General features: G+C 62.2%; 24 protein-coding genes and 1 pseudogene. 16 read left to right on the forward strand and 9 right to left on the reverse strand.

Translation table 11 applies throughout. The features are described from left to right. The first annotated feature begins 51 nt into the window (after positions 1-51). The 3 genes from NKJ73_RS00310 to NKJ73_RS00320 all read left to right on the forward strand — a co-directional run bounded on the left by NKJ73_RS00310 (position 52) and on the right by NKJ73_RS00320 (position 3,177). Positions 52-993 carry a LysR family transcriptional regulator gene (locus NKJ73_RS00310; protein ID WP_352456967.1) on the forward strand — a complete coding sequence of 314 codons (942 nt, stop codon included), beginning with the start codon at positions 52-54 and terminating at the stop codon, positions 991-993. A gap of 59 nt (positions 994-1,052) precedes the next feature. Further along, entirely contained in the window at positions 1,053-2,363 is a 1,311-nt protein-coding gene (locus tag NKJ73_RS00315) for a hemolysin family protein (RefSeq protein ID WP_352456966.1), read from the forward strand. A 76-nt stretch (positions 2,364-2,439) separates the two neighbouring features. Next, complete coding sequence (locus NKJ73_RS00320; protein WP_352456965.1) at positions 2,440-3,177, forward strand: class I SAM-dependent DNA methyltransferase; 738 nt, start codon at positions 2,440-2,442, stop codon at positions 3,175-3,177. Positions 3,178-3,310: 133 nt separating this feature from the next. Here NKJ73_RS00320 and arr read toward each other — a convergent pair whose 3' ends face one another. Beyond that, positions 3,311-3,718: an NAD(+)--rifampin ADP-ribosyltransferase gene (gene arr / locus NKJ73_RS00325; protein ID WP_502905361.1), complete on the reverse strand. Its 408-nt coding sequence runs from the start codon at positions 3,716-3,718 to the stop codon at positions 3,311-3,313. Positions 3,719-3,932: 214 nt separating this feature from the next. On the opposite strand from arr, the gene NKJ73_RS00330 reads away from it, so the two are divergent. Then, positions 3,933-4,226 (forward strand): hypothetical protein, encoded by a 294-nt coding sequence (locus tag NKJ73_RS00330; protein ID WP_352567969.1) that lies wholly within the window; start codon positions 3,933-3,935, stop codon positions 4,224-4,226. A gap of 52 nt (positions 4,227-4,278) precedes the next feature. Here NKJ73_RS00330 and NKJ73_RS00335 read toward each other — a convergent pair whose 3' ends face one another. Then, positions 4,279-4,569 carry a hypothetical protein gene (locus NKJ73_RS00335; protein ID WP_352450454.1) on the reverse strand — a complete coding sequence of 97 codons (291 nt, stop codon included), beginning with the start codon at positions 4,567-4,569 and terminating at the stop codon, positions 4,279-4,281. Positions 4,570-4,997: 428 nt separating this feature from the next. On the opposite strand from NKJ73_RS00335, the gene NKJ73_RS00340 reads away from it, so the two are divergent. The 3 genes from NKJ73_RS00340 (at position 4,998) to NKJ73_RS00350 (ending at position 8,593) form a co-directional block, all read left to right on the forward strand. Beyond that, positions 4,998-6,995, forward strand: coding sequence for an ABC transporter ATP-binding protein/permease (locus NKJ73_RS00340; RefSeq protein WP_352456961.1), 1,998 nt, complete (start codon positions 4,998-5,000; stop codon positions 6,993-6,995). A gap of 258 nt (positions 6,996-7,253) precedes the next feature. Further along, complete coding sequence (locus tag NKJ73_RS00345) at positions 7,254-7,727, forward strand: VOC family protein (protein ID WP_352450557.1); 474 nt, start codon at positions 7,254-7,256, stop codon at positions 7,725-7,727. 95 nt (positions 7,728-7,822) lie between these two features. Further along, a complete protein-coding gene (locus NKJ73_RS00350) occupies positions 7,823-8,593 on the forward strand; it encodes a class I SAM-dependent methyltransferase (RefSeq protein ID WP_352568301.1) in 771 nt (256 codons plus the stop codon). Between the two features lie 39 nt (positions 8,594-8,632). On the opposite strand, the gene gcvA is transcribed toward NKJ73_RS00350, so the two are convergent. Next, positions 8,633-9,526 (reverse strand): transcriptional regulator GcvA, encoded by an 894-nt coding sequence (gene gcvA / locus NKJ73_RS00355; protein ID WP_352568303.1) that lies wholly within the window; start codon positions 9,524-9,526, stop codon positions 8,633-8,635. Positions 9,527-9,733: 207 nt separating this feature from the next. Here gcvA and NKJ73_RS00360 point away from each other — a divergent pair, with 207 nt between their 5' ends. The 5 genes from NKJ73_RS00360 (at position 9,734) to NKJ73_RS00380 (ending at position 12,862) form a co-directional block, all read left to right on the forward strand. Next, complete coding sequence (locus NKJ73_RS00360) at positions 9,734-9,919, forward strand: DUF1127 domain-containing protein (RefSeq protein WP_352567970.1); 186 nt, start codon at positions 9,734-9,736, stop codon at positions 9,917-9,919. Between the two features lie 72 nt (positions 9,920-9,991). Continuing rightward, a complete protein-coding gene (locus NKJ73_RS00365) occupies positions 9,992-10,477 on the forward strand; it encodes a VOC family protein (RefSeq protein ID WP_352567971.1) in 486 nt (161 codons plus the stop codon). 36 nt (positions 10,478-10,513) lie between these two features. Then, the gene (locus NKJ73_RS00370; RefSeq protein WP_352567972.1) at positions 10,514-11,239 is read left to right on the forward strand and encodes an SDR family oxidoreductase; all 726 of its coding nucleotides are present in this window, start codon (positions 10,514-10,516) and stop codon (positions 11,237-11,239) included. Between the two features lie 234 nt (positions 11,240-11,473). Beyond that, positions 11,474-11,908 (forward strand): FKBP-type peptidyl-prolyl cis-trans isomerase, encoded by a 435-nt coding sequence (locus NKJ73_RS00375; protein ID WP_352567973.1) that lies wholly within the window; start codon positions 11,474-11,476, stop codon positions 11,906-11,908. Between the two features lie 225 nt (positions 11,909-12,133). Next, positions 12,134-12,862: an HAD family acid phosphatase gene (locus NKJ73_RS00380; protein ID WP_352568304.1), complete on the forward strand. Its 729-nt coding sequence runs from the start codon at positions 12,134-12,136 to the stop codon at positions 12,860-12,862. Positions 12,863-12,911: 49 nt separating this feature from the next. Here the strand turns inward: NKJ73_RS00380 and NKJ73_RS00385 are convergent, their stop codons facing one another. After that, a complete protein-coding gene (locus NKJ73_RS00385; RefSeq protein ID WP_352567974.1) occupies positions 12,912-13,892 on the reverse strand; it encodes a quinone oxidoreductase family protein in 981 nt (326 codons plus the stop codon). 98 nt (positions 13,893-13,990) lie between these two features. Here NKJ73_RS00385 and NKJ73_RS00390 point away from each other — a divergent pair. After that, a pseudogene (locus NKJ73_RS00390) lies at positions 13,991-14,384 on the forward strand (winged helix-turn-helix transcriptional regulator). Between the two features lie 74 nt (positions 14,385-14,458). Here NKJ73_RS00390 and NKJ73_RS00395 read toward each other — a convergent pair. Beyond that, positions 14,459-15,064, reverse strand: coding sequence for an NADPH-dependent FMN reductase (locus tag NKJ73_RS00395; RefSeq protein ID WP_023678377.1), 606 nt, complete (start codon positions 15,062-15,064; stop codon positions 14,459-14,461). Between the two features lie 91 nt (positions 15,065-15,155). On the opposite strand from NKJ73_RS00395, the gene NKJ73_RS00400 reads away from it, so the two are divergent. Further along, positions 15,156-15,524, forward strand: coding sequence for a winged helix-turn-helix transcriptional regulator (locus tag NKJ73_RS00400; RefSeq protein WP_352450465.1), 369 nt, complete (start codon positions 15,156-15,158; stop codon positions 15,522-15,524). A gap of 49 nt (positions 15,525-15,573) precedes the next feature. Here NKJ73_RS00400 and NKJ73_RS00405 read toward each other — a convergent pair whose 3' ends face one another. The 4 genes from NKJ73_RS00405 to NKJ73_RS00420 all read right to left on the reverse strand — a co-directional run bounded on the left by NKJ73_RS00405 (position 15,574) and on the right by NKJ73_RS00420 (position 18,314). Beyond that, a complete protein-coding gene (locus tag NKJ73_RS00405; protein ID WP_352567975.1) occupies positions 15,574-15,894 on the reverse strand; it encodes a hypothetical protein in 321 nt (106 codons plus the stop codon). A gap of 143 nt (positions 15,895-16,037) precedes the next feature. After that, positions 16,038-16,433 carry an acyl-CoA thioesterase gene (locus NKJ73_RS00410; protein WP_023678380.1) on the reverse strand — a complete coding sequence of 132 codons (396 nt, stop codon included), beginning with the start codon at positions 16,431-16,433 and terminating at the stop codon, positions 16,038-16,040. 139 nt (positions 16,434-16,572) lie between these two features. Further along, a complete protein-coding gene (locus NKJ73_RS00415) occupies positions 16,573-17,235 on the reverse strand; it encodes a hypothetical protein (protein WP_352567976.1) in 663 nt (220 codons plus the stop codon). A 125-nt stretch (positions 17,236-17,360) separates the two neighbouring features. Continuing rightward, complete coding sequence (locus NKJ73_RS00420) at positions 17,361-18,314, reverse strand: LysR family transcriptional regulator (protein WP_352567978.1); 954 nt, start codon at positions 18,312-18,314, stop codon at positions 17,361-17,363. Positions 18,315-18,420: 106 nt separating this feature from the next. Between NKJ73_RS00420 and NKJ73_RS00425 the strand changes: the two genes are divergently transcribed. Together NKJ73_RS00425 and NKJ73_RS00430 are read left to right on the forward strand one after the other, a co-directional pair. Then, positions 18,421-19,212, forward strand: coding sequence for an alpha/beta fold hydrolase (locus tag NKJ73_RS00425; protein WP_352567979.1), 792 nt, complete (start codon positions 18,421-18,423; stop codon positions 19,210-19,212). A gap of 106 nt (positions 19,213-19,318) precedes the next feature. Then, positions 19,319-19,903, forward strand: coding sequence for a GNAT family N-acetyltransferase (locus tag NKJ73_RS00430; protein ID WP_036244776.1), 585 nt, complete (start codon positions 19,319-19,321; stop codon positions 19,901-19,903). Positions 19,904-19,908: the final 5 nt, after the last annotated feature.

Consider the following 19,908-nt stretch of genomic DNA (forward strand, 5'->3'; position numbering starts at 1 on the left):
GCATGTTCTGCAACAGATTAAGGAGCAAAACTCTACAATAGGAGCGCTTCATTGGAATCGGCCAATTTGCAAGGCATCGTCGCATTCGTTCACGCGGTGGAGGCCGGCAGCTTCACCGGCGCTGGCGCACGGCTGCATGTCACCAAATCGGCGGTCGGCAAGTCGATCGCGCAGCTGGAACAGCGATTGGGCGTCCGCCTGCTCAACCGCACCACCCGCAGCCTCAGCCCGACCAGCGAGGGCCTGAGCTATTACGAAGCCTGCGTCAGGGCACTGGCCGAGATCGAAGCCGCCCGGTCGCTGTTGGCATCGCGCAAGCAGGTGCCTTCCGGGCGGCTGCGCGTCGACCTGCCTTTGGCCTTCGGCCGGCGGTGCGTCGCCCCGCTGCTGTTCGACATTTCCAAAAAATTCCCGGACCTGACGATGGAAATCTCGTTCAACGACCGGCGCGTCGACCTGATCGAGGAAGGCATCGACCTGGCGGTGCGTATGGGCGACCTCGACGACAGCTTGTCGATCGCCGCGCGCCGCATCTATGCCCAACGTTCGGCCATCTGCGCCGCCCCCGCCTATCTCGACGCCCATGGCAGGCCGCTATCGATCGAGGACCTGGCCAGGCACAGCCTCATCGGCTACGGCCGCGACGGCACGGTCCATCCCTGGACAGTCAGGCATGTCGACGGCCGTCTCGAAAAATTCGCGCCCAAGGCGCGGCTGGTGCTCGGCCACGGCGAACCGATGCTCGATGCGGTACTGGCCGGCTGCGGCATCGTCTATCTGCCGACATGGCTGACGGCCGACAGCATCAGGCGCGGCGAGCTCGAAATGGTTCTGTCGGACTGTCTTGTCGAAAACACCGTGGTGCATGCCATCTGGCCGGTAACACGCAATCTCGCGCCAAAGGTGCGCGTCGTCGTCGACGCCCTGATCGAGCATTTTTCCGCGCCGCCCTGGGATGCGGCATGGGTGCCGCCTGATTGCCCGGCTCGCTAAATTTAAAAAGCGCGACCGTCCTATTTTCGAAAACCGCGCGGCAATGCTATGGACCCGGCATGCTTTATGCTGAAATTGCCATCGTGGTCGTCCTCATCTGCGTGAACGGCCTTCTGTCGATGTCCGAACTCGCCATCGTCTCGTCGCGGCCGGCGCGCCTCAAGACGATGATCGACCGCAACGTCAAGGGCGCCGGCCGGGCCCTGGCGCTCGGCGCCAATCCGGGAAAATTCCTGTCCTCGGTGCAGATCGGCATCACTTTGGTCGGCGTCTTGTCCGGTGCCTTTTCCGGCGCCACGCTCGGCGAGCGGCTGGCCACCTCCCTGGCGTCGGCCGGCATCCGCGAAAGCCTCGCCGATCCGCTCGGCGTCGGCATCGTCGTCGCCCTCATCACCTATGGCTCGCTGATCATCGGCGAACTGGTGCCCAAGCAGATCGCATTGCGCGACCCCGAACGGGTAGCCGTCAGGGTCGCCCCGGCAATGACCATCCTCGCCAGCGTCTCGGCGCCGCTGGTCTTCCTGCTCGATTTTTCCGGCCGCGCCCTCCTGTGGCTGCTTGGCCAGCGCGGTCAGAGCGAGGATAAGGTCACCGACGAGGAGATCAAGATGCTGGTCGCCGAAGCCGAGCACCACGGCACCATCGAATCCGACGAACGGCGGATGATCGCCGGCGTCATGCGGCTCGGCGACCGTGCCGTGCGCGCGGTGATGACGCCGCGCACCGAGGTCGACTGGATCAATCTGCAATCCGACGAGGCGGCCATCAGGAAGCTGCTGATGGACACCCAGCATTCGCGCCTGCCGGCCGGCGACGGCGGCGTCGACGCCATGATCGGCGTCGTCCAGACCCGCGACGTGCTGGCCGCAATGCTCGGCGGCCGCGCTCTCGACCCGCGCCGGCACGTGCGGGCCGCGCCGATCGTGCATGACCAGGCCGACGCGCTGGACGTGCTTGCGACGCTGAAGGAATCCGACGTGCCGATGGCGCTGGTGCATGACGAATACGGCCATTTCGAAGGCATCGTCACCCCGGCCGACATTCTGGAAGCGATCACCGGCGTCTTCCGTTCGGATCTCGACGCCGGCGAAGAGGAAAACGCCGTCAAGCGCGAGGACGGCTCATGGCTGCTCGCCGGCTACATGCAGGCCGACGAGATGGCAGAGGTCCTCGGCATCGACCTGCCTGAGAGCCGCGATTACGAAACCGTCGCCGGCTATGTGCTGTCGCATTTGCACCATCTGCCGGCGACCGGCGAATGTGTCGACGCGCAAGGCTGGCGCTTCGAGGTCGTCGACCTCGACGGCCGCCGCATCGACAAGCTCATCGCCACCCGCCTGCCCGGCCGCCACCGCGAGGTCGTGCGGTAACGATCGACGCGACTTATGGGCTATATGCTCGCGGCGACGCCGCTCGCACAGTCAAAGTTGATTGGGAATACCGCCTATGGTCGACCACCTTTTCGCCGACCCATATCTCGCTGCCGTCTACGACGCCTGGCACCCGAGATCTGCGCGCGACGACTATGATTTCTACCTGCCCCGCATTCTAACAGCAGACGCGGTGCTTGATGTCGGATGTGGAACGGGCACCCTCCTTCACGAGGCACGCCTGGCCGGACATTCAGGGCGGCTCTGCGGCATCGACCCAGCACCCGGCGTGTTGAATCGCGCACGAACGCGCGCGGATATCGAATGGGTTCTCGGCGATCTCCAATCGGCCGGCTGGACAGCCGAGTTTGATCTCATTGTGATGACGGGGCACGCATTCCAGGCCCTTGTCAGCGACGAAGACCTGAGGGATTTCATGGCGGCTGTCCGACACGCCCTTGTGCCAGGCGGATGCTTCGCGTTCGAAACGCGGAACCCTTCGGTGCGGGCGTGGGAGCACTGGACACCCGAAAATGCGGTCGTCGTTGAGCTGCCTGACGGGTCGCTGGTGCAGATCACAACAGAGGTGATCATGCGGTTCGATGGACAGACGGTGACATTCACCCACAGGTTCGGCGGAAAGCATCCGAGCCTTCCGCAAGTTAGTCGCAGCACCTTGCGATTCCTCGAGACGGACGCCTTATCGAGCCTGCTGGGGAACGCGGGGCTACGGATCGAACAGCAATTCGGCGGCTTTGACGGCAGCCCACTTGGCCCTTCGAGCCCAGAGATCATCACGTTCGCGACGAGATGAAAAGGAGCATCCGCTCTCCAGCCCTGCAAGCAACGACAACTCGCGGACCCATTGCGGACGTGGAGCCGTATTTCGCGGGGACTGCCGCCGACCGTAGGTCAGAGCCAAGCTTGGCAATCGCAGAACTCAGCGATCAATCGATTGCCTCGATACCTTGTGCCTTCAGCCGTTCGAGATGGTCCTTCATCTCTTTCAGCCGCTCGGGGGAGTGGCCCTGCCACTCGGTGACCTCGCCCGTGATCCTGAGCGGCTCGCGGCAGCGATAGGACTGCGTCGGATTGCCGGGAAATTTCTTGTCCGTAAGATTGGGGTCGTCCATCACCGGGCCGGTTGGTTCCACGATGTAGATCCTTTCGCGTCCGTCACCGGCGGCCAGTTCTGCACCCCAGATAGCCGCATCCAGAGTGCCGGTTAGATAGACCCAGGCTGCCTGCTTTCGCGCCCCGTAATTGGAGCTGTAACCGGCTTCGATCAGGTCTCCCGGTTTAAGGTCGGCCCGGGTGCCGTGGTAGAATTGGCGCGGCTGGTCGGAGGCTGTCATCGGCTCGCTACTCATCCTCGTTGTCTCAGGCATCATGGTGTCGTGGCGCGCACTATTTCATGCACGTCATCGAATCAAGCCTCCGGCCGCGCGGTTATCGGACGTCCGCGCTCAGCGCTCCCGACACCCATTCCGGTCATACCGCCCGATGCGCGCTAGCGGTCGGCTGCCGGCGCGGTTATTATCGGCGCCTGCACCGTCGCTAAGGTGGAAAATGGATCTGCAAGCCTTCAGGGAATCGATTGCGAAACCACAGCCGCCAGCCGGCTTGAGCCCTGCCCTGCAGGCGCTGTGGTGGGATGCAAAGGGCGATTGGGCTAAGGCGCACGAGTGCGCGCAGCAGCGCGACGATACGGCGGGCATGCACGTGCATGCCTATCTCCACCGCAAGGAAGGCGACCAGTCGAATGCGGAATATTGGTATCGCCGCAGCAACGCGGCGCCGTCGACCTTAACGCTTGACGAGGAATGGCAAGAGTTGGCACGTACATTTTTGCAGCAAAGCTGACGCTTGCTCAGTCATCGTAAAATAGCCGGTCCTGCATCCACTCTCCGGGGTTTCAGCTGGCGCCCTGTGGCTTGTCCCTGCCGTTCCATTCCGCATTGCGCGCCTGCGCCTCTTCGGCGATCAGCTTGAACTCCCGCATCTTCGCAGCTTCGATGGCGAATGCGCGGCTTGGCAGGACGCCAGGGTCCTCCTGACTGTTCTGAAACTGAAAACGGGCCTCCAGTTCGGCCCATATTCGCTCGGGTGCCGTATCCTTGCTGGCAAGCAGTGCAACGACCAGCGCCAGAGTCTCGCGCTGGGCGTTCAGCCGCCCTTCGATCTCTTCATTCGGCAATTCGGACATGCGGGTCGCTTCCAGTTTCTGGCTCAACGGCAAAATCGCACCCTTGTTCCGGAACTCGGGGCTGGCGCGGTCCGGCTGGGCAGCAGATGCTCGCAATCGCAATCGAGATGATCTCTCCTCCTCGATCCTGTTGACTCGGGCCGATGGCACTTCTCGCGCCGCTTGCGTCCAGCCTCTTCGAATGCAGCATGCGGACAAATCTTGAGAGCCTGAAGCGAATTCTCGAGACCGCAGCAGGTGATGCTTTGTTGCAGACTGACCCGCAGCCGACGCTCGGCGGTCTGCCCCGCAACGATCAAAGCCTGTCATCGAGAACGACCATAGGCTGCTGCGAGCACCGGAACAGCTGAGAAGCCTTGGCGTTGTTGGCATCTGGGATCTCGAGCGGACGCTATGAAACCTTCTGATTTTTAAGCCGTTATCGCCGGATGCCCGAGGCTAAATTTAAGCTGAAATCGGTTGACGGCGCCCAATCGCGCGATGCCGAGAAGTCGCGCCGCGAGAAACAGTCGACTGTCGAAGTCGCGTCCGAGGTCGTCGGCGAGCCCGCGCCGCCGCCGGATGTCACCGAACCCGATCCTGAGCTGACACCTGAAGAGGCCGAGCGGGCGCGCAAGAGATACCTGCTTAAGCGCTTCTGGATCAGCGCGCGCGGTTACTGGAGCGGCAGTGGCGACAGGGTCGCCTGGCCGTTGACGATCGGGCTGTTGGTCCTGATCGTCGCCAATGTCGGCTTCCAGTATGGGATCAATGTCTGGAATCGCGCAATTTTCGACGCCATTGAGCAACGCAATGCCCACACCGTATATTGGCTGAGCGCCGTATTCCTGCCACTCGTGATCGGAAGCGCCAGCCTTGTGGTGGCACAAGTCTTCTTTCGCATGAGGATACAGCGCCGCTGGCGGTCCTGGCTCACCACCGCGGTCATCGCGCGCTGGCTCGCAAGCGGCCGCTACTATCAGCTGAACCTCGTCGGCGGCGATCATAGCAACCCCGAAGCCCGCATCGCCGAGGATTTGCGGATTGCCACCGAATCGCCCGTCGATTTCATCGCCGGTGTCATCGTCGCATTTCTGTCGGCCTCGACCTTCATCGTGGTGCTGTGGACGATCGGCGGCGCCCTGACCCTGACGATTGCAGGTTCGACGGTCACCATTCCCGGCTTCCTGGTCATCACCGCAGTGCTCTATTCCGCGATCACGTCCACTTCGATGGCGGTCATTGGCCGCCATTTCGTCCACCTCTCCGAGGGAAAAAATCAGGCGGAAGCCGAGTTCCGCTACACGCTGACGCGCGTGCGGGAAAACGGCGAGAGCATCGCATTGCTCGGCGGCGAGGAGGAGGAGCGCAGCGGCATGGACAAGACATTTGCCCATGTGCTCAGGCAATGGGCGCTCCTTGCAGGCCAGCACATGCGCACGGCGCTGGTGTCTCAGGGGTCGAGCCTGTTTGCGCCTGTCGTGCCGGTCTTGCTTTGCGCTCCAAAGTTCCTCGAAGGCAGCATGACACTTGGACAGGTCATGCAGGCTGCCTCGGCCTTTGCCATCGTGCAGGGCGCGTTCGGATGGCTGGTCGACAACTATCCCCGTCTCGCCGATTGGAACGCCTGTGCACGGCGCATCGCCTCGCTGATGATGTCGCTCGACGGGCTCGAGCGCGCGGAACAGAGCAACACGCTGGGACGCATAAAGCGCGGCGAGACCGGCGGCGATGCGATGCTCAGCCTGAACAATCTCTCCGTGTCGCTCGACGACGGCACCGCCGTGGTCAAGGAAACCGAGGTCGTGATCGAACCAGGCGAGCGGGTGCTCGTCGCCGGCGAATCCGGCTCGGGCAAGAGTACGTTGGTGCGGGCCGTCGCGGGTCTGTGGCCATGGGGTAGCGGCAGCGTCAACATCCGCGCCGACAGACGGTTGTTCATGTTGCCGCAACGGCCCTACATCCCGACCGGGACGCTTCGCCGCGCTGTCGCCTATCCAGGCGCCGCCGACAACTGGACGCTGGATAAGATCAAGGCTGCCCTCGACAAGGTGGGACTCGACTACCTCAACGACCGGATCGAGGAGGACGCGCCATGGGACCAGACCTTGTCGGGTGGCGAAAAGCAGCGCCTCGCCTTCGCGCGTCTTCTGCTGCACCGCCCCGATATCATCGTGCTGGACGAGGCAACGTCGGCACTCGACGAGAAGAGCCAGGACAAGATGATGGAGATGATTATTCGCGAATTGCCGAAGGTCACCATCATAAGCGTAGCGCACCGCGCCGAGCTGGAGGCCTTCCACAGCCGCAAGATCACATTGGAGCGGCACAAGGGCGGCGCAAAACTTGTCAGCGATATCGAACTCGTCCCGCGCAAGGACAGACGGAACTTGCTCATGCGCCTTCTGAGGCAACGGCGCGCCAACGGAAAGCCAGCGCGACCTTGAGCAAAGCGGCGCTGCCCTACGCAAAGAGTGAGGCCGCCGGTCGGAGCAGGCGGACCATCGCCGATTCGAGTCACTGCCCGCATCTGGTCCTGAAAGCACCAGCCGTGGTACCTTGATTCCGGGCAGCTGCTGCTGCCGGAACGTCGATGGCACGAGCGCATTTCCATGTCCGGTGCAACGCCGAGGCCAGCTGTGAAAAACCCGGGTTGATTTCAAAAGCCCCGATTGATTTCGAAAGCAAAGGGACCAGCAATGACAATCGCCAAGAACACGATCTGCCTTTGGTACGACAAGGACGCCGAGGCTGCGGCCCGCTTCTATTCCGAGATTTTTCCCGACAGTTCGGTGAAATCCGTCCACCGCGCTCCCAGCGACTACCCGTCCGGCAAGGCAGGCGACGTGCTGACGGTCGAGTTCACGGTCGCCGGCATCCCCTGTCTCGGCCTCAATGGCGGGCCCGCGTTTAAACACAACGAAGCCTTCTCCTTCCAGATCGCCACCGACGATCAGCAGGAGACCGACCGCTATTGGAACGCCATCGTCGGCAATGGCGGCCAGGAAAGTGCCTGCGGCTGGTGCAAGGACAAATGGGGCATCTCCTGGCAAATCACGCCGCGCGTGCTGACCGAAGCGATGGCCGCCGGCGGCGATGAAGCAAAGCGCGCATTCGAGGCGATGATGGAGATGAAGAAAATCGACGTTGCAGCGATCGAGGCGGCGCGGCGCGGCTGACAGTTCGGGGGTGGCCCGACGCGAAAAGATCAGGGCAGAGCGGCCGGAAATGCTGCCGGCCCATCATCTCCAGGCAGGCGTGCGATGGTGCTGAACTGCGCTGCGTCTACGACGCCGAACTGCGACGGCACAACGAGGTCTTCAGGGCTGCGGTCAAGGTGGGAACGCGCGATCGCGTGCTCGATATCGGATGCGGTTCGGGACAATCCTCTCGTGATGCTGCCCGTGTCGCGGTGGAAGGCAGCGTGCTCGGCGTGGACGTATCGGCGCAGATGCTCGAGATCGCCCGGAAGTGTAGCGCGAAAGAGGGATTGCGAAACCTCGCCTTTGAGCGCGGCGATGCGCAATTGCTGGTATTTCCGCCTGCCGGCTTCGATCTGTGCATTAGTCGATTTGGAGTGATGTTCTTTGCCGATCCGGCGGCGGCGTTCGCCAATATCGCCCGGGCGATGCGACCAGGGGCACGTCTTGTGTGGATGGTATGGCGATGCCAGGACCGTAACGAGTGGGCAACTGCCATTCAGCGGGCAATTGCGCCGGGGACCGCCATATCGGGGGGCGCCGCCACCCCGTTTTCGCTTGGCGACCCCGCCATCACCGCGGAGATCTTGCGTGCATCCGGTTTTGTTTCGGTCGACTTTGCCGAAGTGCATGAGCCGGTCTTCTACGGCCAGGACGTCGATGTGGCCTATGACGCTTTGCTTGGCCTGCAACTGGTCAAGGATCCGCTCGCCCGCGCAGATGTGGATGTCGACGCGCCGCTGCGGCGGTTGCGCGATCTGCTCGACGCGCATTTGACCGCGGACGGTGTGCTTTTCGACTCGCGTGCCTGGATCGTCACCGCGTTTCGGGCGAGCCGATGGTGACTGCGCGATGTAGACGATCCTGTTCTCTCGGCCTTTCCGTCAGTCCATTTGCGGCGCGACTTCTGAGAGCAGCCAATCCCGAAAAGCCTTGACTTTGCGCTGACGGATCGCCTCTGGCGGGTAGACGAAATAGAAGCTGGAGGGGGATTTCAGGGCGTGGCCGAAGGGGCGGACGAGTCGCCCGGCGGCAAGGTCGGCCGCAACGAGCATGGTCCGGCCGAGCACCACCCCCTCGCCTTGTGCGGCCGACTCCATGGCAAAGGTGGCAGAGTCAAAGGTAATCCCGCTCTGCGGGTCAACGCCCTCGACCCCGGCGCTTGCCAGCCAGGTCGCCCAGTCGATCGGAAAGCTGTCACGGATCAGCGTGTGGTGTTTGAGGTCCTGAGGCGTGCGGAGCGGATGTGCACCCTCAAGAAGCTTTGGGCTGCACACTGGAAACACCTCCTCGCCGGTGAGGAACTCCGACGTGAGCCCCGGATAGTTTCCGTTGCCATAACGGACGGCGACATCGATGCCGTCGCCGAGGAAGTTGGTCAGCTTCCCGCTTGTCGAAACCCGCACATCCACGTCGCTATGCGCACGGTGAAAGCGATAGAGGCGCGGCACCAGCCATCTCCCCGCAAAGCCATCGGAGGTGCTGACGTTCAATGTCGAGCTCGAATAGCGGGCTGTTGCTGCAGCGGTGGCGGTGGCCAACTGGGCGAGCGCCTCGCGCACCGCCCGCACATAGGGTTCGCCGACGGCTGTCAGGCTCACCGAACGCGTACCGCGCTCGAACAGCTGCACACCGAGCTGATCCTCAAGATTCTTGATCGCCCGGCTGATCGCACCGTGGGTGACATGAAGTTCCTCTGCCGCCTTGGAGAAACTCAACAGGCGCGCCGCGGCCTCGAAACTTGGCAAGGTGGTGAGGGGAGGCAGCTTCCGGGGCATGGATCGATACCTGTACGTGTGAGTGATGCTCACACATTGTCGCCGATAAGTCGTTTGTCGTCCAGGCCAGAAGCCGGCATGTTTGCTCGCGTAATCAGTCATTCACCGCCGCTGCAAAAGGCGAGTTTGATGTGACTGATACTCTCGCTGACGAAAGTCGCGGGGCAACTGCTGAAACCAAAACTGCCGCCACTCTGGGAGAGCACCATGAACGCCAAACGAGTTGAACCCATCGTCGACGTCCTGACCGGCATGGCCGGCCGCATCCTCGCCTCGAGCAGCCGGCGCCGGACCGGGCGGCAGATTGCACGCTTCTCGACCCGCCGGCTCGAAGACCTCGGATTTGCCCGCGACTGGGACGGCTCGGTCTATCGGCCGTCGGACCACCGCTAGCCTGAACGAAAGCAACAGCGGACAGGCTCTTCGCCAAAGATCGCTGTCGCAAGGAATTAACGGAGAACGGACATGGCCACCATCCACCCATTCCTCTGGTTCAACACCGATGCGGAGCAAGCCCGCGACTTCTATCTCTCGGTCTTCAAGAACAGCAAAGCGCTCCAGACCATCGAATACACCGACTGGGTGTCCGGAACCAACAAGACGGTCCCGCATGCCACCTTCGATTTCGAGCTCGAAGGACTGCACCTTACTGCGCTCAATGCCGGGCCGCAGCCGCCCTTCAACGAGCGGCTCTCGCTCTACATCGAGACCAGGGACCAGGCCGAGACCGACTACTACTATGAGGCGCTCACCGCCGGCGGCGGCAGGGCACAACCCTGTGGCTGGCTCACCGACAGATACGGCGTCTACTGGCAGGTCATCCCGGAAATCCTGCCGCGGCTCAGTACCGATCCGGATCGCGAAAAGGCCAACCGCGTCCGGCAGGCGATGTATGGGATGCGCAAGATCATCATCGCCGAGCTCGAAGCCGCCTACGCCGGCAAGGCCTGACTCTCCCACCGCAATCGCAACGAACGGAGAACCCTCATGACATCGCTCGTGGACAGGAAAGTCATCGTCGTCGGCGGTAGTTCCGGCATCGGTCTCGGCGTCGCGGAAGCTGCTCTCAACGGCGGAGCGAAGGTCGTGATCGTCGGACGCTCGCCCGAGAAACTGCTGGCTGCCGAACGGACGCTCAATGCGGGCCGCGTGACAAGCGTGGTCGCCGACATGACCGACGAAGCGGACGTCGCTCGCCTGTTCGACGAGGTCGGTCCCTTCGATCACCTCGTATCGACCGCCGGAACACTGCCGCCCGGCGATCCCATCGGCAGTACCGACATGGAGGCTGTGCGAGGCTTCGTCGATAACAAGCTGATTGGCGCCGTCTTGCTCTCCAAGCACGCTGTGCGCACCCTGAAAGCCGGCGGCTCGATGACCTTCACCTCGGGAATAAATAAGGATCGGCCGCCGGTGCCGGGAGGCTCGGTCGTCTCCGCGATTGCCGGTTCATTCAGCTACTTCGCCCGCGCCCTGGCGCTCGAACTGGCCCCGACGCGCGTCAATGTCGTGTCGCCCGGATGGGTCGACACACCGATGTGGGACATTGTTGGAGAAGCCAAATCCAGCTTCTTTGCCGACATGGCTGCCCGGTTGCCATCGAGAAAAATTCCGACCGCTGCGGACGTCGCCGCCGCCTACCTCTACCTCATGGAAAGCGACTTCACCACCGGCGAGACGATCCGCATCGATGGCGGCCATAACCTGATCTAGCCGCCATTTGCACGCCGCCTGAATGGGTTGAGCCGGCATGACCGCTAGTCCGGTGCACTGCTGCCGAAGGCGACGAACGCCGGCGGGTCATGCCGGCGTCGCTCAATCGGGGTTTACATCGGCAGCCAGGTCCCTAGTTTTAGCGTTTCGCGCCGCGCACCTAAGTGCGTGGATGATCGAGGACGGGACCGTGAGCTTTGGCCGGCCCCTCGAAACTTTCAAAGGATGGCTATCATGACACAGGCCAAGAATGGCGACACCGTGCGCATTAATTACAATGGACGCCTGGCAGACGGCACCCAATTCGATTCTTCCGGCAACGAACCGCTGCAATTCACGCTGGGTGAAGGACAAGTGATCCCTGGTCTTGAAACCCATGTCGAGGGCATGGAGGTGGGCGCGAAAAGCACCGTGACTGTTCCCGCCGAGGCCGCCTATGGCCCCCACCGCCCCGAAGCGGTCATGACCATCGACCGCGGCCGCGTGCCAGACAACATCAACGTCGATATCGGCACTCGATTGCAGGTCAGAACCTCGGAAGGGCGCCCGATGCCGGTAACAGTCGTCGGCGTGGACGACACCAGCGTCAAGCTCGACGGCAATCATCCGTTGGCCGGACGGGATCTGGTGTTCGACGTTGAACTGGTCGAGATCGTTCAGGCGGCGTAGGACACGGCCAAGGCCGCGGTGGCTATGATTTCGGGTGACGCGCTTCTGCTGGCGGTTTCGGCGGTGCGTCACCTGTCGGAGGGAAAGACCGCGACGGCGGAAATCGTGTTACACCAACCCATAGAGACATTCGGCATCTGGAATGTCCAATTCAGCGTCGCAGTTTCGAGGACCTGTGGAAGACCTCGCTTGACAGCCGACTTCTCGTGACAGCAAAGTCTCGTGATGCGGGCGATTGGCTGGAATAGAATTGCGCGTGCCGGGGCAATCGTGCTGATGATCGGCACAAATGTTCCTGCGCCGGCGCGTTCCGACTCGCTCCTTCTCACAAGCCCGTCCCAGCCAGCCAATGTCGGCGATGCGATGCTGGCGGCTGCCAATTATCATGATTCCGGCGACTATGACCGCGACCTGGCCACTGTGGCGAAGCAGGCAGGCGACTGGGTCATCAAGCGCGCAATGGAGGTGCCTCGGCCCGCACTGGTGCTCGATATCGACGAGACGGCTTTGGCCAACTGGGAAGTGATCACACGTGACAATTTCGGCCGCCCGATTGGCGGCGCCTGCGACATCGCAATCGACGGTCCCTGTGGCTGGGCCGCCTGGGATCAGCTTGCGAAGGATCCGGCCATCGACGCCGTGCTGGAGGTCTTCCGGCAGGCACGAGCGGCGAAAGTCGCGGTGTTCTTCATCACCGGACGTCCGGAGGACCAGCGTCAGGCAACCGAACAGAACCTGCAGTCGGCCGGCTATGCCGGCTACGAGCACCTTTACATGGTCCAGCCTGGGGCCAAATACGGCTCCGCCGCAGATTTCAAGGCACCCATAAGGGCCGAAATCGAAAAGGCCGGCTACACGATAATTGCCAATGTCGGTGACCAGCCATCCGACCTGTTCGGTGGGCATGCCGAGAAGCTGTTCCTGCTGCCTAATCCGTTCTACCGGGTTCGCTGACGGCCGGAACGGCACAAGCCCGGATCCTCGGCTCCTTGCCGAGCACCTACTAAGGTATCAGGACAACTTTGCCGGTCGCGCCGCGCTCGTCCAGCAGGCGATGTGCGTGGCTGGCCTGGTCGAGCGGGAAGCGGCCACCTTTGGTCACCATAAGCTGACCACCAGCGGCCAGATCGAAAAGCTCCAAAAGGCAGTCACGGAGACCGTCCGTAGACAGCAACGGCAGCAGGGCAAAACCCTTCAGCGACTGGTTGCGACCGATCATCGCCTCCATCTCCGGGGCGCCGAGCGCGTATCTGCCAAGTGCTGCAAACACCAACTCTCCGCGAGGTGCCAGAGCCTCCAGCGCAACCGCCGTCAGCGGGCCGCCGACAATGTCGTAGATGATGTCGACGCCAGCGCCACCTGTCGCTGCCCGGACGTGCACCGGCCAATCCGTGTTGCTGTAGTCGACGGCAGCATCGGATCCCAGCGACAAAGCAAGGTCGAGCTTGGCCTTGCTGCCGGCTGCCGCGATGACACGGCTAGCGCCGGCGCGCTTGGCAAGCTGGACGAGCAACGAACCGACGCCGCCCGCGGCAGCGGCGACCAGCACCGATCTGCCGGCCGGCGGGCTTTGCCGCGATAGATACAATGCCGTCAGTCCTTGCACCATCAATGCCGTCGCGTTTTCGAACGAGAGCGAATCCGGCAAGGGCACGGTCAGGCTTGCGTCGATCGTCACATACTCGGCATAGCCGCCAAACGGGCGGCTCGAGGCGAACAACGGTGCGGCGACGCGCGTGCCGAGCAAGGAAGCGTCCGCCCCCTGGCCAAGCGCCTCCACGATCCCGGCGGCCTCGACGCCAGGGATCATCGGCAGTTGCGGCGTCACCGCATAGCGATCCGCGCGCATCAGCACTTCGAAGAAATTCACCCCGGCCGCATGAACGCGGACCAACACTTCGCCGGCTTGCGGCTCAGGCTTCGGCACCGCGACTATGTCGAGAACGTCGGGCCCGCCGAAGCGGCTCAGTTGAATGGCTCTCATCGCATGCACCGATCGCTGTTGGCATCGGCCGCTGTTTGCCACTATCTGCCTGGCTTCGACTACACACCGATTTGTCCGCTGCTGACCGGGAGGTGACCATGGCCAAGCTGATCAAGAGACTGCCGACGCTGCCGGCGGAGCGCGCGCTGAAAGTGATTTCGGGCCGCTGGAAGGCGGTCATCCTGTACCATCTCTTCGACGGCCCCCCGGCGGCTGTCGGCGCTGCAGGCGCTGATGCCCGATATCACCCAGAAAGTGCTGATCCAGCAACTTCGCGAAATGGAAGAGCACGGCCTCGTCCGCCGCGAGATCTTTGCCGAGATACCTTCGCGCGTCGAATATTCGGCGACGCGGCTCGGCCTCAGCCTCGAGCCGATCCTGCTGGCACTTTGCCAGTGGGGCCAGCATCACGCCGACGAGCTGAATGAGATGGACCGCCTTGCCGATTGCATCATCAGACCACGGCAAGCGCAGGACGCCCATGCCGTGTGAACAAAAAGGGCGGCGCATGCGCCGCCCCAATGCTTGGGAGAATTAATCCTTGGGAGGACTGCTCGAACCTGTGCTCAGGCCGCCTTGACTTCCTCGGCGACGGCATCGGCCTGACGCGCCGTCTTCAGCACCCTGGCCCACCATGCAATGTCGTTGACCAGCGCGGTTGCCGCCTGGTTGAGGTGCTCGAACTCATCGAGCTTCTTGTCGCCTTGCTTGACGGCAAGGAAATCGGCCCAGGCGATGTGTACGGCGGACTTCACCGGCGCCATCTGCAACTCGACCGCATGCAGCCTCAGCTGCTCGACCGCGCGCGCGCCACCGACGCTGCCATAGCCGACGAAGCCGGCCGGCTTCTTGTTCCACTCGTTGGCGGCGTAGTCGATGGCGTTCTTCAGCACGGCCGTCGGGCCATGATTGTATTCCGCGGCGGTGAAGATGAAGCCGTCGAATCCGGCGACCTTCTTTTGCCAGCGCTGCGCCACTTCGTTCTGCGACGGCACCCAGGCGGAGGATGCGACCTCATCGAAGAACGGCAGCGGGAAATCGCGCAGGTCGACGACTTCAACGTCGATGTCGGCGTGCGACTTGGCTATCTTGGCAATCCATTGGGTCGGGACGTCGGCAAAGCGGGCCGCGCGGGTTGAACCAATGATGATGGCGATTTTGGGTTTTGACATAGAGGGGGCTCTCCTTACGGGAATACTGGTATCGTTTAGATACCTGAGCTATATGAGTAACTGGCCGCTCAATGTGCAAGGAGGCACTTTTTTGTTACCAAGGCACCCGCACCGCACCGAGGACTGCCGCGCCATCTCGGAAATCCTGCAGCGCGTCGGCGACAAATGGACGGTGCTCGTGGTCGGCAAGCTTGGCAACGGGCCGCTGCGTTTCAACGAGCTGCGCAGCGCGGTCGGCGGCATTTCGCAAAAGATGCTGACCACGACCTTGCGCGGGCTCGAGCGCGACGGCTTCGTTACGCGCACCGTGTTCCCGACCATCCCGCCGCGGGTCGACTACGAATTGACCGATCTCGGCTACGAACTGCTGGTGCCGGTCGATGCGCTCGGCGAATGGGCGCGCAAGAACACCCAGCGCGTCAAGGCGGCGCGCGAGAAGTTCGACGCCATGCACAGCTGAACCCTTGTGCTGCAAGGGTTTGAACCTGTCGGAATCCTCCGGACGAGCCCTACTGCTGTAACTGCATCTTGCTCTTCGGCAGCTTCTCGATCCGATTCCATTTCGGGTTGGGACTGACCACCCTGCCGCCAATTGTGCAGGTCGTGGTCGTCTCCTTGCGGCAATTGCTCACCGTCGTGCCGCTGGTGTCGCATTTCGTCGCCGAGCAGATCTCGCACTTGGCCGCTTGCCCGTTGATGGTGCGGTTTTCCGACGTGCAGGTGGCGCCTGGATCGCCTTTTTTGACCTCCGCCAAAGCGCTTGCGGACGACAGGCAGAGCAAGGCTGCAAAGGCACCCGCCAGGGCAGCGTTCAGCATGTGTTGACGCATTGTCTTTCCTCCCAAGATCCCGTCGGTCGCGCTGCAGGCGCGCATGCGGGAACCCGTTAGCCAAAGACCACGCGGGATCGCTGTCCGCATCCCCCGCGCGGGTGAGACGGCTGTTTAAATCCGTCTTCTGGAATCAGGCCGGGTCAGCCTTCGGCCGGAACCGCCTTCGGCTTGCCTTCGCCGTCCAGCGCCACCATGACGAAGTCGGCATGGGTGACCTTCTCCATCAGGTCGGAGAGATAGCGCTGCGCCCAGGCCTCGACCTTGAGCGTCATCGAGGTGCGGCCGACGCGTTCGACATGCGTATAGATGCACAGCGTGTCGCCGATCTTCATCGGCTTGGCGAAGGACATTTCCTTCACCGCCGCCGTCACCACGCGGCCCTTGGCGCGCTCGGCGGCGCGGATGCCGCAGGCGAGATCCATCTGCGCCATCACCCAGCCGCCAAAAATGTCGCCTGCCGCATTGGCGTCGGAAGGCATGGCCAGCGTCCTGAGCGTCAGATCGCCGATCGGCCGCCCGTCCGCGTAATGCACCATGCTGAAAAAAACCTTTGCGATCGATTGTCCCGATCCGTATCGGCGGGACGATGATACGTCAACGCGCTCTCCGCACCTGGGTTGCCGGTATGGTGCGCGGCGCACGTACTAACGATAGAGTGCGTAATCGATGGACTTCTCACTTGCTTCTAGGGCGATACACACCGCCATCACGCGCCAAAGGCTCTATATCTTGACAATCAGGAGGGGCTTTAACGGCGGCCATCCTTGCCAACAGGTACGGGACTCGAAACTCATCCATATTATTTTTTTGCATTTTCTCCACAGCGTTCGAACTGACAGAGTAATCGGGGCAAGTGATGAACGCTTGGAGATATCCACCCCATGCCACCGCCGCTGCATAGATTTTGTACTGTGAACTGCCACGCGGCGCCGCATTGAGTAGACTTAGCATCTCGTCGCGGGGATTCGGGGTTCCAATATCTAAATCTAGAATTTCATAGCTGAGGTCATCGCACTCTGTTCCGGGTACCCCGCCGCCTTTGGTGCTCCAAGTGGTTTGTGCGTCGGAGTAGTGCTTTTGTACCAGCGCGAGGTCTGAAGGACTAAGGCTCCAAGTCAGCTTCTTGTAGTAATTTTCGAATGCCTTCATGTCTATCAGCGGAACCAAGTCGCACTTGTCGTCAAATTCTTTGTGTCTCGTCAGCGCGTTCATCATGCGGCCGAGTATGTCGGCACGAGCCAATGAATCTTGGCTGGCCACGTTGTGATAGACCTCCTCCGCCAAAACGGTCGACGACGCGAGAGATGCGAGAAGCGGCAATACAAAGATGAGGCGCATTTGAGACTCTTCACGTGAGCGTCGCCGATTTTGTCAGATGCAGCAGACCCTAACGAAGGACTGAGATAACAACAATATAGGAATTACGGTTCTACCTACCGATAGACTGAACGGCCTCGAAGAATTCACTCGATGCCGAGCCCTTGCTTTGCGTGCCGGACAGGTGTCCGACGTTCGAGCGCTCGGCGCAACGTCGGCGCCTCTTGCTCGATATGATCCCACAGACGGTTCGAGATCGGCCCGTGCGGCCGGTCGCGGCGGCGCGCCACCACCAACTCCTCGGTACGGCCTGGCAGATGACGGCCGGCAACGGATTGCAGGCGTCCGTCGCGCAGCTCTTCCTCGATCAGGAAGCGGGGCATGTGGCCCCATCCGAGGCCCTGCAGGATGATTTCCTTCTTCATCCCCTGATCGGCCACCATGCATTGAGGCGCACCCTCGATCATGAAGTAGTCTTGTTGGGGTGAATGGCGGGCCGTGTCGCGCATGACACATTGGGTGAACGCGTGCATCTGATCCGGCGTGATGGGGTGCTTGATCCGCTCCGGTAGAAAGCCCGACGCCACTACGGGAACGAACGGAACCTTGCACAGATCGATCCATTCCACCCGCGGATCGGTCTTGTCGATCCAGTGCAGGATCAAATCGGCTTCGTCATCGAAGAGGCGCTCCCACGGGCCGCCCACCGCCTCGAAGTGCAGATGCAGGCGTGTGCCCGGACACTGGGCGAAGAACCGTCCGAGCATGCCCAATGCCTGCGGACGCGGGCAAAGGTCGCCGATCACCACATGGATCTCGCTTTCTTCGCCCATTGACAGCTGAGCAGCATGAAGCCGCAAGCCCTCGAGCTCGCGCAGCAGCGATTGTGCCCTGCGATGGAACGACAGCCCTGCCTCGGTGGGGCGCACGCGATAGCCGCTGCGATCCAGGAGAACGAGGTCGAGTTGCCGCTCCAGCTTTGCAACGGCTGCGAACACAGCCGGGTGCGAGCGATGCAGCATGGCCGCCGCAGGCTGAAAGCCGCCGCAGCGGACCACGGCATCGAAGCATTGCAGGTCGTGCAGGGTGAATTCGGCCATGTCAGCTTCTATTACAGAGATAGTCCTATCTTTGTAATATCCTCAAAAGCGCGCCGCAGCTAGGCTTTGCCACATTCAACGCTCCAAGAAGGAAGGTGTATTCACCATGAATGAGCTGGATTTCGTGACCGTCGGCGATGGCACACGCATCGCCTACCGCATCGACGGCGACGCCGGGAAGCCCGTGCTGATGCTGTCGAATTCCATCGCCACGACGCTGCGGATGTGGGACATGCAGGTCGGCGAGCTGTCGAACCATTTCCGTGTTCTGCGCTATGATTTTCGCGGCCACGGAGGGTCGAGCGTTCCGGCCGGCGCTTATTCGCTCGACCGGCTTGGCCGCGACGTGATCGAGTTGCTCGACACCCTGGGCATTGAACGCGTACACTTCCTCGGTCTGTCGTTGGGCGGCTTCGTCGGGCAGTGGCTCGGCATCCACGCGCCCGAGCGGATCGAGCGCTTGATCCTGAGCAACACCTCGTCCTACCTCGGACCGGCAAAGCAGTTTGACGAGCGGATTGCCGCCGTGCTGCAGGCGCCGGATATGTCCGAAACCGCCGAGATGTTCCTGGGCAACTGGTTTCCTGCGCGTATGCTGGCGGCCAACGAGCCCGTCATCGAAGAATTTCGCGCCATGCTGCTGGCCATCGACCGGCAAGGCTTGGCTGGTCTGTTCGCGGCGGTTCGCGATGCGGACCTTCGCCGAACCGTAGCGCTGATTTCCAGGCCAACGCTGGTGATCGCCGGCCGGCACGACACTGTGACAGCCGCCAGCCATAGCGAGTTGATCGCGGCGATGGTGCCCGGCGCGAAACTGGTTGTCCTGCCCGCGGTTCACTTGTCGAACGTCGAGTACCCCGTAGAATTCATGCAGGCCGTGCTTGGTTTTCTGCGCTGAGATGGAGCACTGAGTGAAACCCCGTTTTCGAACATCCCCCGCATGGACCGCAACCTATGATGCACTAACACGTAGCTCAGGCTAGACTGGGCAAGGTAGGTAGCGGATGACGGCTGACATGGAACTTGGCTTTCGCCCACTGACGCCCGATCTGTGGCCGGCGCTCGAGGACCTGTTCGGTGACAGCGCCGTCTGCAGTCGCTGTTGGTGTATGCACGGACGGATCGGTCGTTCTTACCGAAAGAGACCCGGCGAGGAAAACAAGGCCGCGTTCCGGCAGGACGTCCAGCATGGTCCGCCTCCAGGCGTACTTGCTTTCGACGGCGATACGGCTGTCGGATGGTGTCAGGTGACACCGCGAGATGCCCTGCCCTGGCTCGATCGGCTGTGGCAGCTCAAGCGTGTGGATGATGCGCCGGTCTGGTCCTTGTCCTGCCTCTACGTGCGAAAACGATACCGCAGGCGGGGCGTAACATTCCAGCTGATTGCGGAAGCACTGGAAGTCGCAAGGCGCGCAAATGCTCCTGTGCTCGAAGCCTATCCTTTCGACGCCGACGTATCGCCGAGCGCTTCCGGCAGCGGATATGCCTCCACCTTCGCGCGCGCCGGGTTCAGGGTCGTCGCTCGCAGAACGCCGGCCCGCCCGATCATGCGCTATGATTTCAAGCAGATTGCCGATCATCGCCTGTGATCGCA

It is taken from the genome of Mesorhizobium sp. M0074 (assembly GCF_040322975.1).
In the GTDB taxonomy this organism is placed as follows: domain Bacteria; phylum Pseudomonadota; class Alphaproteobacteria; order Rhizobiales; family Rhizobiaceae; genus Mesorhizobium.